Consider the following 18,062-nt stretch of genomic DNA (forward strand, 5'->3'; position numbering starts at 1 on the left):
ACAGCGAGAGAGGAGTATCCTTTCCCGCTGTTCGCTAAAATATATAAAATTGTTTATAAAGATTATTCCGCTTCTTCTTCTGCTTCTTCAGCTGCTTCGTCCTCAGCTGGCTCTTCTTCGGATTCCTCAGCTGCCTCGTCCTCAGTTGGAATTACTACATAGTCGTCCGGAATTTCGATGCCAAGCTCTGCGCAGATATCAGCATTGTACTCTTTTGTGAAGTTCGGAGCATACTCAACAGGCATAGTGGAGATATCCTCACCATCCTTCAGGATACGTACTGCCATCTCGCCGGTAGCTTTTCCAAGATCATAGTAGCTGATAGAAAGTGTAGCAACACCGCATCCTGTACAGATACCTTCCTCACCTGCGATTACCGGAACCTGTGCCGGAAGGCAGATGTTGTTGATGATCTCTGTATTTGCAGCAGCAGTATTATCGGTCGGAACATAAATTACATCGCTTTCGGAAGCTGCTGTAGTTACAACGGAAGAAAGATCGTTGGAATCAGAGAATGCGTAATATTCGCAGGTGTATCCAAGTTCTTCCAGAGCAGCTTTAACGGTATCTACCTGATACTGTGAGTTTGCCTCAGCGGAGCAGTATAAAAGACCTACATTTTTTGCATCCGGGAAAAGCTCATGCAGCATAGCTGCCTGCTGATCCAGAGGTGCAAGATCGGAAGTACCGGAAATATTTCCACCTACAGTACCGTCAAAATCGCTGATCTCAAGAGCAACACCGTACTCTGTTACAGCGGTACCGAGAATCGGGATTTCGTTTGTTCCGGCTGCTGCAGCCTGAAGAGATGGAGTGGCATTTGCAAGGATCAGGTCAACATTGCTGGAAACAAAGCTGTTGATGATTGTGGAACAGGTGTTGGAATCGCCCTGTGCATTCTGCTCGTCAAATGTAACGGCATCGCCGAATTCCTCTGTTAAGGCATCCTTAAATCCCTGTGTTGCAGCGTCCAGCGCATCATGCTGTACGAGCTGGCAGATACCAATGGTGTAAGTTCCTTCCTCAGCGCTTACGGTTGTTACGGAGCCAATCATTCCAACTGTAAGAACACCGGCAAGTGTTGCTGCTAAAACCTGTTTTTTCATTTTATTATCCTCCTCAATATTGTTTACATATGGAAAATACATATATGTATTTTTCTGACTTTGAAAGTATAACGCTTTAAAGCCGCAAAGTCAAGAAGGCAGGCCGATTATTTTGAAAAAAACCTTCTATTATGCCGCTACACATTTTGGATTTTCCGGCATATTCTGATATAGAAGCGCAGGAAAGGATTTATCAGTATGCCTTATTCAATTATGCTGGATGCCGGGCATGGGGGAACACAGTTGCGCAAGTAAGGCTGATAACGATATTACTTAAAGAAAGGCAACTGTTGTACCTATCAAAATTAAATATGTGTGAGAGGACAAGCCTTTCAGTTTATAGACGTTCAGAAATGAGCGTCTATTTATACTGCTAAGTCATATTTAGAAATAGATAAAAACTAAAAAATACTAATAGATTTTTGGAATTAAATAACGTATAATCAAATCAAAGAAGTATATTATAGAAAAGAGGGGTTACATGCTACAAGAAAATTATTTAGAATACCTCGAAAAAACAATAGAATTGTATCCAGATAAGTTGAAACGTTACTTAGTAAAGCGATTTATCCAAAAAGGCATTGCAACTAAGGAAGTGGATACTTCTGGGCAGCTTTGTTTAGATGGAATGGATATGGTTGATATCTCGGAAAAAGCGTTGACTGAGCAATTGGTGACATGTATACGTCAAAGCAAAAGAGCTTGTTTTTTTATTGAAAAGTGGGAGTTTATAAAAGATTATAAATACTCTGTACTTTTTACATGTGATGATTTTGCAAAGATTTTAGAGAGGGTAAAAAAAATATCCCCTTTAAACGAATGTTATGAAAATGAATACCTTTATACTTCTTTTGGAGAACCGGTTGCATATAGTTCAGAGGGATACAATTTTTTGAAATTCAATTTAGCTTTTGCAGCAGTTCATCCATTAACACAGGAGGAATTTTTAACAAAATATCCTTTTTTGGTAGTCTTTCATGAAGAGGGCGAGCTTATAGAATTTCGGTTCGATGTTTTAAAAAGAGTGTTTCTATCGGACAGAAAAGAACAAACTATTTATGCGGATTTGATTGCAGAAATGGTAGAATATCTTAAAGTACATTTTGAGTGTAATTTGAATCCATTAGATTTGGATTTCATGGTCAATGTGTGTAAACATGATAACAACGTAAAATTGATTGCTCAATATATGAAACTTCCGAGTGGTGGCAATGCTCAGTTAGAAGTTGGAAATAATCAAGAATATGTTTTACCATTTCTTGGGGAATTAAGGTCCTTATTGAGTGACAATCAAGCAGAATTGGAAAAGGTTCCGGATTTTAGAGAAGCCTTAGAACAATTCATGTTTGAAATGGAAGAAATGTCAGACTACCCGTGGATTGAATTATTGTGGGAGAATGAAATTAAAACAAGAAGTATTCGTGTAAAATTTGTTTTTAATTACATGAATAATGAATATTGCTTAATACAGCATTATTACAGTAATGTGCTGATCGGAATGGAGCGGATGAATTATGTTATCAAATACGTTGTCAATCATAGAAATGACGATACAATACAAATTGAATAACAATGTAAATATCACCGCATTAGTTGACTTTTTTAAGAACTATAAGATAAATATGTGGATTTATCCCGGTGTATTGAAGAGAAAATTTTCTTTATCCTTACCAGAAATCTATGATTTTTTGTCTGCTTTAGAGGAGCAGGGCGTTTTACAAAGTTATTATGAATTGTATTGTAGTAATTGTCAAAAGTCTATGGGTACAGTGCGTTTGTTTAATGAGTTGCCAGAGACTTTTGAATGCGAATTGTGTCATGGGGAACTTTCTACATTAGAAAATTCTTTTATAATCTATAAGGTGATGCGAGATGATTAATAAATCTGATATGGAGATATCTAAGGCACTAAATGTATTGGAGAATATATCTGATGAATTGCGTTATGAGAGAATTTGCCAACTTAATGATTTACAAAAAAAAACATATGCTCAGTTGCTTGATGATTTTAAGAAACTGCATAGTGTAAAAGGACAATCGGATACTGTATCTGCAAATTTACATAATTTAAAAGGAGAAGCATTAGAAAAACTGGTTTCATATTTATTAACTATATCTGGCAATATTTTTTATGTAGACAGAAACCTACGGACGTCGACAAATGAAATTGATCAACTTGTTTCGTTGACGCCAAAGGGGAAAATTCTACTAAGTTATCATTTGGTTAATTCTAAATTGGAATGTTTTTTAGGAGAATGTAAAAACTATGATAAATCGGTAAGTGTTACATACATAGGAAAATTTTGCAGTCTGTTACTTACTAATAATGTAAAAATTGGAATATTATTTTCGTATCATGGAGTAAGTGGAACAGGTTGGAGTAATGGATCGGGACTTATTAAGAAATTCTATCTTCATAAAGAGAAACTTGAAGATAAATATTGCATTATTGATTTTTCTATCAAAGATTTTGAATCAATTCTTGAAGGAAAAAATATGCTTCAAATTATTGAAGAACAGTTAAAGTCATTGCAATTTGATACGGACTATTCGCGATATCTTTCAAAACATCCTGCCGAGTAATCAAAAGTTAATATAGTTATTTATAGACGTTCAGAAATGAGCGTCTATTTTTTTACCCAAAATGAAAGGAGAATCAAGAAATATGAATAAGATTATGAAACGATTGCTTACGGGTTTCCTTACCCTTGCAACTGTATTTACTACTTTACCTGTCAAACAAGTTCATGCTGCGGATTCCGTCTACACCACTACGGACGGTAAAGCAGGAACAATCGTCAAGATTGATAATGGCGGTTCAGAGGTTTCCAGTTTTGAAGAAAGTATAATGAACGCTGACGGGCAGATTGCCTATTGTGTAGATATTAACACTGACTTTAAATCGGGATATAAAAATCGTGTTGACGCTAAAGACAGAATGAGTAGCGACCAAATATCAGATGTAGCTTTGAATCTGGAATATGTCAAACAGTATTCCAAAACTCACAGTCTTTCCAGCAAACAGGCTTATCTATTGGAACAATGTGTTGTCTGGCGAAGATTAAGCGTTCATTTAGGTTGGGGTTACAACAATGTACGAGCCGCCTATGATGAAATATCAGAGAAAATCCAGTCAGAAGTCTATGAGAATGCAAAGGCCTTCGCTAAAGAAAACAAAGACCGTTACGATTGCGGCGGTTATATCTATACTGGTGAGGGGCAGGATTTAGGTCAGTTCTGGGCGAAGCTGGCTGTCGGGAATGGCAAAATTCAGAAATCTTCCAGTAATACCACAGTTACAAACGGGAATGACTGCTATTCTCTCTCTGGTGCGACTTATGGTATCTATTCTGATAAAGGCTGCACGAAATCTGTTGCCACACTTACGACAGATAGTAACGGAAATACTGATACTGTGGAATTAAGAGCTGCGACATACTATGTAAAAGAGACGAAAGCTCCAAAGGGATTCCAGTTAGATAAGAACGTCTATACCCTTACGGTTAAGGCTGGTGAAACTTCCACATTGAAAGTGAGCGATACACCAAAGGTCACAGACACTTTGGTTGAGCTTTTCAAGATTGATATGGAAACAGGAAAAGCTACTGCACAGGGTAACGCTTCTTTGGAGGGTGCAGAGTTTGTCTGGAAGTATTATGACGGATATTATACAAAAGGTAATCTTCCATCAGAACCAACACGCACATGGACGACAAAGACAATCGCTGAAAAGGACAGCAACAAAGAAGTCCATTATATTACACGTTTAGCCGATTCCTATAAGATATCGGGTGACAGCTTCTATACACAAAACGGTACAATCTGCTTGCCACTTGGTACTATCACAGTAGAAGAAAAGACTGCCCCAAACGGTTACTTATTGGAGGGTGCTTATATGCAGGCGGCAGGAAATTCTGAACAGATTAAAGGTGTCTATGTGACACAGATTACAGAAGATGGTGAGCTTGCAGCGTTAAGCGGCAGCAACCAGTATTCCGTATCGGACAAGGTGATTCGTGGCGGTGTCAAAATCCAGAAACGTGACCTTGAAACCAAAGATACGAAAGCACAGGGCGGTGCGACTTTAAAAGATACTGCCTTTACAATCATTTCCTTAAATGATAATGCTGTCTTGGTAAATGGAAAGCTATACAACAAAAATGAGGTCGTCAAGACAATCCATACAGGTGTTGACGGTATCGCTGCAACTGACGCTGATACACTTCCTTACGGTCACTATAAAATTTCAGAATCCAAAAATCCGACAGGATATTTGACAACTGGTGCGGTTGACCGTGAGTTTGACATTGTGAATGACGGTGAAATCGTGGATTTAACAGATGAAGCACATTCCATCTACAACCAGATTATCCGTGGGGATATTGAGGGTGTGAAAATTGGTGACGGTACTCACAAGCGACTTGCGAATGTTCCCTTTAGAATCACAAGCAAGACGACTGGTGAGAGCCATATCATTGTTACGGACGCAAACGGTCAATTCTCCACTTCTTCTGACTGGGTATCTCATAAACAAAATACCAATGCTGACAAAACCAGTGAGGACGGTATCTGGTTCGGTACTTCCACACCAGACGACAGCAAAGGTGCTTTGCTCTATGATACTTATGAGATTGAAGAATTACACTGTGATTCCAATAAGGGAATGACGTTGATTCCAGCGTTTGATGTGGTAGTTTCAAGAAATAAGGTAGTCATTGACTTGGGTACTTTGACAGATGATTATGAGCCGGAAATCACTATCCATACTACCGCTGCCGATAAAGTGACAGGTGAAAAATCAATCGTTGCTGGTAAAAACGTAACTATCGTTGATACGGTCACTTTAGATGGTTTGAAGAAAGGCACAAAATATCAGTTAAAAGGCTGGCAGATGGTGAAGTCTAAAAATGCACAGCTTCTTGTAGATGGTAAGCCTGTAGAAAGTGATTACACATTCACTGCGAAAAAATCAGAAATGGAAGTTGAGGTTTCCTATACATTCAATGCTTCTGCTCTTGGCGGCAAAGACCTTGTGACATTCGAGGAATTGTATGATTTATCCAATCCAGACGAGCCTATCAAAGTGGCAGAACACAAGGACATTGAGGACGAGGGGCAGACCGTGACTATCGAGGAACGAGTGATTACGATTCATACCAACGCTGCCGACAAAGCCACAGGTGAAAAGATGATTGTTGCTGGTAAGGAGGTAACTGTCATTGATACGGTCACTTTAGATGGCTTGGAAAAAGGTACAACCTATCAGCTCAAAGGCTGGCAGATGGTGAAATCTGAAAATGCACAGCTTCTTGTAGATGGTAAGCCTGTAGAAAGTGACTATACCTTTACTGCGAAAGATTCCAGTATGGAAGTCCAGATTGAATTTACATTCAATGCCAGCGAGCTTGCAGGAAAAGACCTTGTGACATTTGAAGAATTATATGATTTATCTAATCCAGACGAACCTACAAAGGTAGCGGAACATAAGGGCATAGAGGACGAGGGGCAAACGGTGACGATTACGGAACGTATCATCACTATGCACACAACCTCCACAGACAAGGTAACAGGTGAAAAGATGATTGAAGCAGACAACAAAGTAACGATTGTCGATACGGTCACTTTAGATGGTCTTGAAAAAGGCGTGAAATATACCCTTAAAGGTTGGGAAATGGTGAAGTCTGAAAATGCAGAACTTCTGGTGAATGGTAAACGTGTAGAAAATGACCTTACTTTCACCGCTACGGACTGTCAGATGGAAGTTCAGATTGAATTTACGTTCAATGCTTCGGAACTTGGCGGCAAAGAGCTTGTGACGTTTGAAGAATTGTATGATACGTCCAATCCAGACGAGCCTATCAAAGTGGCTGAACATAAGAACATCAAGGACGAGGGGCAGACGGTAACTATCAAAGAGAAGCCAGAATCCCCTACGACACCAGAAGAACCTGGCACACCAACAAAGACAAGCGATTCACCAAAAACAGGCGACAATACGCCATTTGTCGCATTATTCGCCATGATGGGAATTTCCGCTGCCGGTCTTATCTTTGCCAGATATAAGAGATTCCGAAGAAAAGGAAACAGATAATGAGCCTGGCACTTGGGAGCCTGTTTGACGGAATCGGCGTATTCCCTCTTGCGGCCTCCCGTCACGGGATTACCCCTGTATGGGCCAGTGAGATTGAAAAGGTACCAATTTCCATTACAAAAAGGCATTTCCCCGATATGCTCCACTTGGGGGATATTACGAAGCTGAAAGGCTCTGAAATCCCTCCGGTGCATATCATCACATTCGGCTCACCCTGCCAGAATCTTTCTACAATCGGATTCCGTGAGGGTCTGGCAGGGAATAAATCGGGGCTTTTCTATCATGCAATCAGAATCATAAAAGAAATGAGGTGTGCGACCAATGGCATATTTCCAGTTATCGCTGTTTGGGAAAACGTCGCAGGAGCGTTTTCATCAAATCACAGGCTGGACTTTAAATCCGTGCTGGAATCATTCACAGATTCCGAGATTCCAATGCCTGCTTCTGGAAGATGGGCAAAATGCGGAATGGTTAGAGGGCGTTTCGCTGACGTCTGCTGGCGCCTCTTGGACGCCCAGTATTGGGGAGAACCCACCCTCGTACAGAGAAGAAAGCGCGTCTTTGTCGTGGCAGATTTTGGAGGACAGCGTGCCGCAGAAATATTACTTAAATCCCGTCAACTGCACCCACTTCCTGATACTGGCAGAGAGGGCGGGCTATCCTCCGCCGGAGCCGGTGGAATATCTTCTGCTGAAACAGGGAGGGGAATACCCGTCTTATGTCCCTTTGAGGAAAGACGAATGCGAAGCTGTGCAAAATCGGGGGATATACCCGGATTCCTACGAAGCTTCGGACGGGCAGATGACCCTTTTCCCACTCTTTTAGCTGGTGCGGTCAATATTTTTTCGTTCTGGTATGAGGGAAAAGAAAAAGACGGAGTTATCCGCTATCTAACACCACTTGAATGCGAACGTCTGATGGGGCTTCCCGACAACTGGACGAAGTATGACTATCTCGGAAAACAGACAAGCGACAATGCAAGGTGTACTGCGCTTGGAAACGCAATCGCCTTACCCTGTGCGGAGTATATCATAGCAGGAATCAAAGAAGTATTGGAGGGATAAAGTTTGAGGAACTACCACAACAAAGAACCGCCGGAAACAGATTTATTTTAGGAAAATCAGCATACCGCTGATATTTTATCTAACTTCTGCCTGACTATGGTTTATCTTTCTGAATGGGGATTGTCAAGGGTGCTTTCGGCACAACGCCTGCCCTTTACTATCCACAGGCAGACAGATATTATCCTGTTGGCAGAATGGACTATATAACAAATCAATCAAAATCAAAAAGAAAAGAGGTAAACAATTTATGGAATTAAGATATGTTATCCCGAACATGGAAAAGACATTCGGGAATTTAGAGTTTGCAGGTGAAAATAAGGTGGAACAGCGTAGGATCAACGGACGTATGACGGTCGTTTCCCGTAGCTTCAACCTTTATTCGGACGTACAGAAGGCAGATGATATTATCGTGGTGCTGCCTGCTTCTGCTGGTGAGAAGAACTTTGAATCAGAGGAAAAAGTTAAACTTATCAATCCCAAAATCACCGCAGAGGGTTACAAAATCGGTACCAGAGGATTCACAAACTATATCCTGTCAGCAGACGATATGGTGAAAGCGTAAAGGAGGTAGAATTTTATGAGATTAGCAAATGGAATCATTATTGACAAGGAAAAGACTTTCGGGGTATTGAAATTCTCTGCTTTAAGACGAGAGGTACATATCCAGAATGAGGACGGTACGGTTTCTGAAGAAATCAAAGAGCGTACCTACGATTTGAAGTGTAAGGAGCAAGGACGCATGATACAGGTGAGTATTCCGGCTTCTGTTCCATTAAAGGAATTTGATTATAACGCAGAGGTGGAGCTTATCAATCCTGTGGCTGATACAGTGGCAACCGCTACCTTTCAAGGTGCAGACGTTGACTGGTATATCAAGGCAGATGATATTGTTTTGAAGAGTAAATTAACTACTTTAAACAGTTCTCAAAGCAAAAATAAGTAATTTTAAGTGTTCTCATATGATGTTACATAGGGTATAATTATTCTACAAATCAAAAGAAAAGAGGTAATTATGTATGATTAATTATAGTATTCTTAAAATAAAGCTCTTAAGTATTATTGAAAGTATTGATGATTATACCTCTGAACCAATCGTATCTATACCTTGCAAGACCTTAAAAAATAATTTGGAAAATGATACCATGACTATTGATATTTTAGAATACTGCTGTAATATTATTGAGGATTGGTATAAGGATAATTTATCACATATTTGTAGCAATCAATATGTGATAAGCCCTGAAAACCATAAAAAGAATACGCAAACCATTAAAGAGATTAATGAGGATATTCAAGCCAATCGTGAAGAATATGAAAAATATTTGTCCAATCCTTCAATTAGTCAAGCTAATCCAGCAATCAGCGGTGATAAAATATTTATTGTTCATGGACATGATAATGGCTTAAAAAATGAAGTTGCACGATTTTTAGAAAAATTAAAACTAACACCTATAATACTTCATGAGCAGGCTAGTGAGGGTGAAACAATTATTGAAAAAATTGAGCGATATTCAAATGTTGGTTTCGGTATAGTATTGTATACTCCGTGTGACAAAGGAGGATTAGCTAACGATGGAGCGGAATTAAAGTATAGAGCACGTCAAAATGTTGTCTTTGAGCATGGGTATCTTATAGGAAAGTTACAAAGAAAAAATGTTTGTGCTCTTGTAAAAAATGATGTTGAAAAACCAAACGATATTTCAGGTGTGGTATATGTTTCCTATGATGAAAGTGGTGCTTGGAAGATCGAAATTGCTAAGGAACTGAAAGCGGCTGGTTATAACATTGATTTTAATAAACTGTTTTAAACTTAATGAAATAATGTGTATGTAAGCAGTAAATCTATATGGTTTGCTGCTTTTTTCATGGAAAGGAGAATTTTATATGCCACAACTCAATAAACGTGGGAATCATATCAGAGCCAGTGATAAATCACTGGTTTTTCGTTTCTTGTCTGGCTCGCTGCTCCTGCTGTTCCTTACAGTGGTTATGCTGCTGAACCTAAAGACAATCATTACTACTGATTGGAAATCAACCTCACTGTTTCAAGATGGCAACGTCCATTTTTCGGTCACGCCATATATGATAGTTACTGTCATAGTTTCAGTTTTGGTCTGTGTGATTGTTGCTCTTTTATATCGGCATTTCCAGTATGACAAAGTAAAACAGCTCTTTCACCGTCAAAAGCTGGCACGCATGATACTTGAAAATGGCTGGTATGAATCGGAAACGACACAGGACAGCGGATTTTTCAAGGATTTACCAGCGTCCGGCAAGAAAGAGAAAATCACCTACTTTCCTAAACTGTATTACCGTATGGATAATGGACTATTATATATTCGTACAGAAATCACACTGGGAAAATATCAAGACCAGCTCCTACATTTGGAAAAGAAGCTGGAAACAGGTTTGTACTGTGAGCTGGTGTCAAAAGAGCTACATGATTCTTTTGTGGAGTATGTGTTGCTTTATGATACGGTTGCAAATCGTATTACCATTGACGAAGTACAGGCGGAGAACGGAAAGCTGCGTTTGATGAAAAATGTCTGGTGGGAGTATGACAAGCTCCCCCATATGCTGATTGCTGGCGGCACTGGCGGTGGTAAAACTTACTTTATTCTTACTGTTATTGAAGCTCTGCTCCGTTGCAATGCCATCATGTATGTGTTAGACCCTAAAAATGCTGACCTTGCAGATTTATCTGTCGTCATGCCAGAAGTTTACTACAAAAAGGACGATATAACCGCCTGTATTGACAGGTTCTATGATGGTATGATGGCAAGAAGTGAAGCTATGAAACTCATGGATAACTACAAGACAGGTGAAAACTACGCCTATTTAGGACTATCGCCCCACTTCCTTATCTTTGATGAATATGTTGCATTTATGGAAATGTTGACGACAAAAGAAAACGCTGCTGTTTTGAATAAGCTCAAACAGATAGTCATGCTCGGACGACAGGCAGGTTACTTTCTTATCCTTGCCTGTCAGCGACCGGACGCAAAATATCTCGGTGACGGAATCCGTGACCAGTTCAATTTCCGTGTGGCATTGGGGCGTATGTCGGAGCTTGGTTACAGTATGATGTTCGGTGAAGTAGACAAGGACTTTTTTCTGAAACAGATCAAAGGACGTGGCTACGTTGATACAGGAAACAGTGTCATATCCGAATTTTACACTCCCCTTGTACCAAAAGGACACGATTTTCTAAAAGAGATAGGGAGACTTACACAAAACAGGCAGGACGGACAGGCGGCGTGCGAAGCGAAAGACGCAGGTACGGACTAGCCTGTGCTGGTGCGGTTCGCCGCGCCAGCTTATCGCCCCCGTTATCTAACAGGGGGGCACAAATTATCTGGAAACAATCAATCACATATCAAAAAGTCCTTGAAAACAGAGGACTTTTCAAACATTCGAGGGAGTGTGACAAAATCGGTAACTGTCACATTCCTTTTTCGATTGGAGGGATTGAAACTGAATGATACCGACTGGATAAATAAACTCAAAGAAAAACGGACGCAGTACGGCGTTTCCCAGAATCGTCTTGCGGTCATGGCTGGTGTCAGCCGAGAGTATGTCAGCAGGATTGAATCTGGAAAAGTAGCCTTGACAGAAGAAATCAAGTGGAAATTCACGGACGCTCTGGAAAAAATGAATCCAGAGAATCCGTTGGAAATGGTATTCGATTACGTCAGAATCCGATTCCCCACACAGGACGTTCGGCACGTTGTTGAGGATATTCTACAACTCAAACTGGACGTAATGATACATGAGGACTACGGATTCTACTCCTATGCGGAACATTATGTGCTTGGTGATGTGTTCGTGCTGACATCACCCGATAAGGAAAAAGGTACATTGCTGGAGCTGAAAGGCAAAGGCTGCCGGCAGATGGAAAGCTATCTGCTGGCACAGCATAGGAGCTGGTATGACTTTCTCATGGACGCTCTGGTGGAGGGAGGTGTAATGAAACGTTTTGACCTTGCCATCAACGATATAGCAGGAATCTTGAACATTCCGGAGCTGACAGAGAAATGCAACCATGAAGAATGTATTTCCGTATTCCGCAGCTTCAAGAGTTACCGCAGCGGTGAGTTGGTGAGAAGCAATGAACAGGATAAATACGGAATGGGAAATACGCTTTATATTGGTTCTCTCAAATCGGAGGTTTATTTCTGTATCTACGAAAAGGACTATGAACAGTATGTGAAATATGATATTCCGATTGAAGATACGAAAATCAAGAACCGTTTTGAAATTCGGCTTAAAAATGAGCGAGCCTATTATGCGGTGCGTGACCTGCTGACCTACCATGACGCAGAGCGTACCGCTTTTGACATCATTAACCGTTATATGCGGTTCGCTGACAAGGAGGTGGAGAAACGACGCAGCGAATGGAAAACCAATGAAAAATGGGCGTACTTTATCGGTTCTGACCGTGGGCGTTTGAAACTGACGACCAAACCAGAGCCTTATACGCTCACACGGACACTAAACTGGATAAGCAGGCAGGTTGCTCCTACATGGAAAGTCTTGCAGCAGATAGACAATACCAATGGTACGACCTATCTCAAAGACATTTTAGACCATGCGAAGCTCACGGAGCGTCACAAAAAACTGATTGAACAACAGACGACTTCCACAGAAAAAATCATTATAGAAACGGAGGAATGACAACATGAAACATATTTTATTTGACTTCTTCCTGTTCTCACTGGGGGCAGGTTTTGGAGTAGTTACTATGTGTCTTATGCAGACTGCAAAAGTTGCAGACAGAGAAATTGAAATGATGGAAAGGAGAAAGAAATAATGAATTTCGGACAGAACTTATACAACTGGTTTTTATCTAACGCACAAAGCCTTGTATTGATGGCGATTGCGGTTATCGGCGTGTATCTCGGATTCAAACGTGAATTTTCCAAACTTATCGGTTTTTTGGTAATCGCCTTAATCGCTGTTGGTTTGGTATTCAATGCTGCTGGCGTAAAAGACGTGCTGTTACAGTTATTTAACAAGATTATTGGTGCGTAATATATTGTTATCCCTCCTAGAGTTTTGATATACTAGATAAAAGTCAATCTAAATTTGGAGGGATAATCTCATGCTTCAATACGCTATAAAGAAAAGTTTTGAAGAAATGCAATCAGTAATCAAACTTGCTGAAACTGATTTAAACAATGATGATTTGAAAAAAGAAGTCAATTACAGAGTTGGTACATTTTTACACTGGCTATTAGATTATTATGAGTGGTTAGAAAAGACCTGTGAAAAAAAGTTGGACAAAAACGATATTTCTTTTTTTAGCGGATTAAGATATGCCAACAATAAATTAAAACATGACCCTAACGTAATACAAATCTATGAACGTACAGGAGGTTTTTCTTTTCCAATTACATTTCCGCTATCTATTGAAAAAATTGAATTTAAATGGGGAAAGATTGATGTAGAAAAAAATCCAAAATACCAAAATCAATATAATAATTACATTACATATATTGATGGGAAAGAAATCATCATTGTATCGCAAAACGCATTGAAACGACTGGATGATTATAAGTAGAACATATGAACAGCAGCTAGATAGTTGCTGTTTTTGTTTGCAGAAAATAAAGATTGGAGGACAACATGAAAACAGATATATTTGAGGATATGAAAGAACGTGTCGGCTGTGACAACATTTCCGATTTGCCTTACCGCAAACGTGCAGTGTGGGAAATCATCAAGCAGCACTCACCACTGGATTATCCAAAAGAACAGTTAGAAAAGTTTTCCCATTATGTATTTGGCGTAGATTATGCTGTTATAATGGGCATACTGGAAATGAAGAAAGGAAGTGATACGCCTTGCAGGAAATGCGAATCTACCTTTTAAACAATACAAAACCTTATCATGACGAGGACGACGGTTACTCTGGTGACTGGTTCAACTGCCCTGTGGACTTTGAGGAAGTCAAAGAAAAGCTCGGCGTGGAACATGAAGAACAGATTGAGATTGCAGACTATGAGCTGCCTTTTGACTTACACAGTGATACGCCACTTTGGGAAATCAACGCTAACTGCCGCATGGTGCTTGAATTGGAGGGCACACCCATTGGTAATGAAATGAAAGCCATTCAGCAGAAATGGTTTTCCAGTTTTGATGAATTTATCGACCATAAGGACGAGATACGCTATTATGATGTGGGTGACGGTGCAGCACTGGCAGAATACCTTATCTGTGAGGAAAATATTTTCGGTGAAATTCCTCACGAACTGCAAAAACACATTGACTATCATTCTTATGGAAATGAACTAGAAATGGACGATAGATATTTATTCACCACAAGCGGTGTATTCCGCTATCAGTAAAGGGGTGATGTAGTATCGAAGAAATGCAGGTTTATATTGCGAATCTCGGTAAATACAATGAGGGTGAGCTTGTGGGTGCGTGGTTCACGCCACCCATTGATTATGACGAGATGGCAGAACGTATCGGCTTGAATGACGAATACGAGGAGTATGCAATCCATGATTATGAGCTGCCCTTTGAGATTGACGAGTACACACCTATTGAGGAAGTCAACCGCCTTTGTGAAATGGTGGAGGATTTACCAGAGGATATACAGGACGAATTATCAGAACTTCTCTGCTGTTTCAGCAGCATAGAGGAATTATGCGAACACGCAGACGATATTATCCATTATCCCGATTGTGATGATATGACAGACGTTGCCTATTACTTCATAGATGAATGTCAAAGTCTGGGTGAGATACCAGACAGAATCCGTAATTACATAGACTATGAAGCATACGGGCGAGACCTTGATTTAGAGGGGCGTTTTGTCGTCACCAAACATGGCGTGTTTGAATGTCCGTATTAACAACTGAATATTTACTATCAGCCAGTGAAATGACACTGGTTATTTTTTTGCAGCAGTCTTGAAACATAGGCTGCTGTTTCCATTTTAGAACAGAAAGGAACTGTGAAAATTGAAGAAAATCAAAAGCTATACAAGCATTTGGAGCGTGGAGAAAGTTATTTATGCAATCAATGACTTTCAGCTCCCATTTCCTGTCACGTTCAGCCAGATGGCTTGGTTTGTCCTGTCGCTGTTCGTGGTGATTCTCTTTGGGGAGCTGCCGCCACTTTCCATGATTGACGGTGCTTTTCTCAAATACTTTGGAATTCCTGTAGCGTTCACTTGGTTTGTATCGCAAAAGACCTTTGACGGAAAGAAACCATTTGGATTTTTAAAATCCTGTATCTCGTTTTTGCTCCGTCCAAAAGTAACCTATGCAGGAAAAGCTGTCAAACTGAAAAATCAGAAATTCAATGCAAGCGTGACCGCAGTTAGGAGTGTGATGTATGTTCTCGATTAAATATATTGAAAACAATCTGGTGTTCAACCATGACGGTGAGTGTTTTGCCTACTATGAGCTGACACCATACAATTATTCGTTTTTGTCACCAGAGGAAAAGTACATGGTGCATGATAACTTCCGTCAGCTTATCGCCCAGAACCGTGACGGAAAAATCCATGCCCTACAGATTGCCACAGAGGACAGCTTGCGTGCGGTACAGGAGCGTTCCAAAAAGGGAATCACAGGCAGGTTAAAAGAGATTGCCTGTAAAAAGGTAGATGAGCAGACCGAAGCGTTGGTTGAAATGATTGGGGAAAATCAGATTGACTACCGCTTTTTCCTTGGTTTCAAGTTGCTGGTGAATGAGGAAGAAATCAATCTGAAAGCCATGCGAAAATCAGCAGCTATGACCTTTGCAGATTTTATCTATGAAGTCAACCACAAGCTGATGGGCGACTTTGTTTCCATGAGCAATGATGAAATCAACCGATATATGAAGATGGAAAAACTCTTGGAAAACAAAATCTCACGCCGCTTTCAGTTCCGCAGGCTGGATAAAAACGACTTCGGGTATCTCCTGGAACATATCTACGGGAATACGGGTGTTGCTTACAGTGACTATTCCTATGAGCTGCCAGTAAAGAAATTGAAGCGTGAAACGCTGGTAAAACGATATGACCTTATCCGGCCTACACGCTGTCAGATTATCGAAAATCAGCGATACCTAAAGATTGAGCGTGAAGATCAGACAACGTATGTTGCCTACTTCACGATTAACAATATCGTGGGTGAACTGGATTTTCCATCTTCGGAAATCTTCTACTACCAACAGCAGCAATTCACGTTCCCCGTTTCCACTTCTATGAATGTGGAGATTGTAACGAACAAGAAAGCCTTAACCACAGTCCGTAACAAGAAAAAGGAATTGAAAGACTTGGATAACCATGCGTGGGAATCCAACAACGAAACGGGAAGTAACGTCATGGACGCTCTGGATTCGGTCAATGAGCTGGAAACAAATTTAGATCAGTCCAAAGAATCCATGTATAAGCTCTCTTACGTTATCCGTGTGGCTGCGGATTCTTTGGACGAGCTGAAACGCCGCTGTGATGAAGTCAAAGACTTCTACGACGATTTGAATGTGAAGCTGGTACGACCATTCGGGGATATGCTAGGACTTCATGGTGAATTTATCCCATCAAGCAAGCGTTACATCAATGATTATATCCAGTATGTTACCAGTGACTTTCTCGCTGGACTTGGGTTTGGTGCAACACAGCAGCTTGGGGAAACGGACGGTATCTATATCGGTTACAACCTTGACACAGGGAAGAACGTCTATCTGAAACCTAGCCTTGCGGCACAGGGTGTAAAAGGTTCGGTCACCAATGCTCTTGCGGCAGCGTTTTTAGGTTCGCTCGGCGGTGGGAAGTCATTCTGCAACAACCTTATCATCTATTATGCGGTGCTGTTTGGAGGAAAAGCGGTCATTGTAGACCCAAAATCAGAGCGTGGCAACTGGCAGGAAACCTTACCCGACATAGCGAATGAAATTAAAATTGTCAATCTTACCAGTGAGGATAAGAACAAAGGACTTCTTGACCCGTATGTGATTATGAAGCGTACAAAGGACGCTGAAAGTCTGGCAATCGACATACTTACATTCCTTACGGGTATTTCTTCCCGTGATGGTGAGAAATTCCCTGTATTAAGGCGTGCAATCCGTTCCGTTACCCAGAGCAGGCAGCGTGGCTTGTTGCGTGTCATTGATGAACTCCGCAAAGACGGCTCTCCTGTGGCAGAAAATATCGCAGACCATATCGAAAGCATGACCGATTATGACTTTGCACACCTCTTGTTCTCGGACGGTGATGTGGAGCAATCCATCAGTTTAGACAGACAGCTCAACATCATACAGGTGGCAGACCTTGTGCTGCCGGATAAGGACACGAAGTTTGAAGAATACACCACAATGGAATTATTGTCAGTGGCTATGCTGATTGTCATTAGTACCTTTGCCCTTGATTTTATCCATTCTGACCGCAGCATTTTCAAGATGGTGGACTTGGACGAAGCATGGACGTTCCTACAGGTGGCACAGGGAAAAGCACTGTCTAACAAGCTGATTCGTGCTGGACGTTCCATGAACGCCGCTGTCTACTTCGTTACGCAAAACTCTGGTGATGTGGACGATGAAAAGATGAAGAACAATATCGGCTTAAAGTTTGCGTTCCGTTCTACAGACATAAAGGAAATCAAGAATACCCTTGAATTTTTCGGTGTGGATAAGGAGGACGAGGGCAACCAGAAAAGGCTTAGGGATTTGGAAAACGGGCAATGCCTGTTGCAAGATTTGTACGGGCGTGTGGGCGTTATCCAGATTCACCCTGTATTCGCTGATTTGTTCCATGCCTTTGATACCAGACCGCCAGTACAGACAGAGGAAATGAGGTGAAGCCTA

At 40.8% G+C, this 18,062-nt stretch carries 18 protein-coding genes; 17 read left to right on the forward strand and 1 reads right to left on the reverse strand.

The window, feature by feature from the left end:
- Nucleotides 1-62: 62 nt before the first annotated feature.
- Nucleotides 63-1,106 carry an ABC transporter substrate-binding protein gene (locus ACESZH_RS11485; protein WP_373215635.1) on the reverse strand — a complete coding sequence of 348 codons (1,044 nt, stop codon included), beginning with the start codon at nt 1,104-1,106 and terminating at the stop codon, nt 63-65.
- 481 nt (nt 1,107-1,587) lie between these two features.
- On the opposite strand from ACESZH_RS11485, the gene ACESZH_RS11490 reads away from it, so the two are divergent.
- The 17 genes from ACESZH_RS11490 to ACESZH_RS11570 all read left to right on the forward strand — a co-directional run bounded on the left by ACESZH_RS11490 (nt 1,588) and on the right by ACESZH_RS11570 (nt 18,056).
- Entirely contained in the window at nt 1,588-2,676 is a 1,089-nt protein-coding gene (locus tag ACESZH_RS11490) for a hypothetical protein (protein WP_118444076.1), read from the forward strand.
- 302 nt (nt 2,677-2,978) lie between these two features.
- Nucleotides 2,979-3,689 carry a hypothetical protein gene (locus tag ACESZH_RS11495; protein WP_244052969.1) on the forward strand — a complete coding sequence of 237 codons (711 nt, stop codon included), beginning with the start codon at nt 2,979-2,981 and terminating at the stop codon, nt 3,687-3,689.
- 82 nt (nt 3,690-3,771) lie between these two features.
- Nucleotides 3,772-7,197 (forward strand): VaFE repeat-containing surface-anchored protein, encoded by a 3,426-nt coding sequence (locus tag ACESZH_RS11500; protein WP_118444078.1) that lies wholly within the window; start codon nt 3,772-3,774, stop codon nt 7,195-7,197.
- Entirely contained in the window at nt 7,194-8,261 is a 1,068-nt protein-coding gene (locus ACESZH_RS11505) for a DNA cytosine methyltransferase (protein WP_118444079.1), read from the forward strand. The genes ACESZH_RS11500 and ACESZH_RS11505 overlap by 4 nt, the downstream gene beginning before the upstream one ends.
- 247 nt (nt 8,262-8,508) lie before the next feature.
- Complete coding sequence (locus ACESZH_RS11510) at nt 8,509-8,823, forward strand: YdcP family protein (RefSeq protein ID WP_118444080.1); 315 nt, start codon at nt 8,509-8,511, stop codon at nt 8,821-8,823.
- A gap of 15 nt (nt 8,824-8,838) precedes the next feature.
- Nucleotides 8,839-9,204 carry a YdcP family protein gene (locus ACESZH_RS11515; protein WP_118444081.1) on the forward strand — a complete coding sequence of 122 codons (366 nt, stop codon included), beginning with the start codon at nt 8,839-8,841 and terminating at the stop codon, nt 9,202-9,204.
- 73 nt (nt 9,205-9,277) lie between these two features.
- The gene (locus ACESZH_RS11520; RefSeq protein ID WP_182440433.1) at nt 9,278-10,069 is read left to right on the forward strand and encodes a TIR domain-containing protein; all 792 of its coding nucleotides are present in this window, start codon (nt 9,278-9,280) and stop codon (nt 10,067-10,069) included.
- 76 nt (nt 10,070-10,145) lie between these two features.
- Nucleotides 10,146-11,549, forward strand: a complete 1,404-nt coding sequence (locus ACESZH_RS11525) for an ATP-binding protein (protein WP_118444082.1) — start codon at nt 10,146-10,148, stop codon at nt 11,547-11,549.
- A 171-nt stretch (nt 11,550-11,720) separates the two neighbouring features.
- Complete coding sequence (gene mobT, locus ACESZH_RS11530; protein ID WP_373215707.1) at nt 11,721-12,935, forward strand: MobT family relaxase; 1,215 nt, start codon at nt 11,721-11,723, stop codon at nt 12,933-12,935.
- A gap of 4 nt (nt 12,936-12,939) precedes the next feature.
- Nucleotides 12,940-13,071, forward strand: coding sequence for a DUF3789 domain-containing protein (locus ACESZH_RS11535; protein ID WP_118444084.1), 132 nt, complete (start codon nt 12,940-12,942; stop codon nt 13,069-13,071).
- Nucleotides 13,071-13,292 (forward strand): hypothetical protein, encoded by a 222-nt coding sequence (locus tag ACESZH_RS11540; protein WP_005363222.1) that lies wholly within the window; start codon nt 13,071-13,073, stop codon nt 13,290-13,292. Before ACESZH_RS11535 ends, ACESZH_RS11540 begins: the two co-directional genes overlap by 1 nt.
- 70 nt (nt 13,293-13,362) lie before the next feature.
- Nucleotides 13,363-13,821 carry a hypothetical protein gene (locus tag ACESZH_RS11545; RefSeq protein WP_118444085.1) on the forward strand — a complete coding sequence of 153 codons (459 nt, stop codon included), beginning with the start codon at nt 13,363-13,365 and terminating at the stop codon, nt 13,819-13,821.
- Nucleotides 13,822-13,886: 65 nt separating this feature from the next.
- Nucleotides 13,887-14,132 (forward strand): hypothetical protein, encoded by a 246-nt coding sequence (locus ACESZH_RS11550; RefSeq protein ID WP_373215636.1) that lies wholly within the window; start codon nt 13,887-13,889, stop codon nt 14,130-14,132.
- A complete protein-coding gene (locus ACESZH_RS11555) occupies nt 14,114-14,608 on the forward strand; it encodes an antirestriction protein ArdA (RefSeq protein WP_373215708.1) in 495 nt (164 codons plus the stop codon). Before ACESZH_RS11550 ends, ACESZH_RS11555 begins: the two co-directional genes overlap by 19 nt.
- A gap of 14 nt (nt 14,609-14,622) precedes the next feature.
- Nucleotides 14,623-15,120, forward strand: coding sequence for an antirestriction protein ArdA (locus ACESZH_RS11560; protein ID WP_373215709.1), 498 nt, complete (start codon nt 14,623-14,625; stop codon nt 15,118-15,120).
- A gap of 109 nt (nt 15,121-15,229) precedes the next feature.
- The gene (locus ACESZH_RS11565; RefSeq protein WP_373215637.1) at nt 15,230-15,619 is read left to right on the forward strand and encodes a conjugal transfer protein; all 390 of its coding nucleotides are present in this window, start codon (nt 15,230-15,232) and stop codon (nt 15,617-15,619) included.
- Nucleotides 15,606-18,056 carry an ATP-binding protein gene (locus ACESZH_RS11570; RefSeq protein ID WP_373215638.1) on the forward strand — a complete coding sequence of 817 codons (2,451 nt, stop codon included), beginning with the start codon at nt 15,606-15,608 and terminating at the stop codon, nt 18,054-18,056. The genes ACESZH_RS11565 and ACESZH_RS11570 overlap by 14 nt, the downstream gene beginning before the upstream one ends.
- Nucleotides 18,057-18,062: the final 6 nt, after the last annotated feature.

It is taken from the genome of Ruminococcus sp. 5_1_39BFAA, assembly GCF_964240875.1.
In the GTDB taxonomy this organism is placed as follows: Bacteria; Bacillota; Clostridia; order Lachnospirales; family Lachnospiraceae; genus Blautia_A.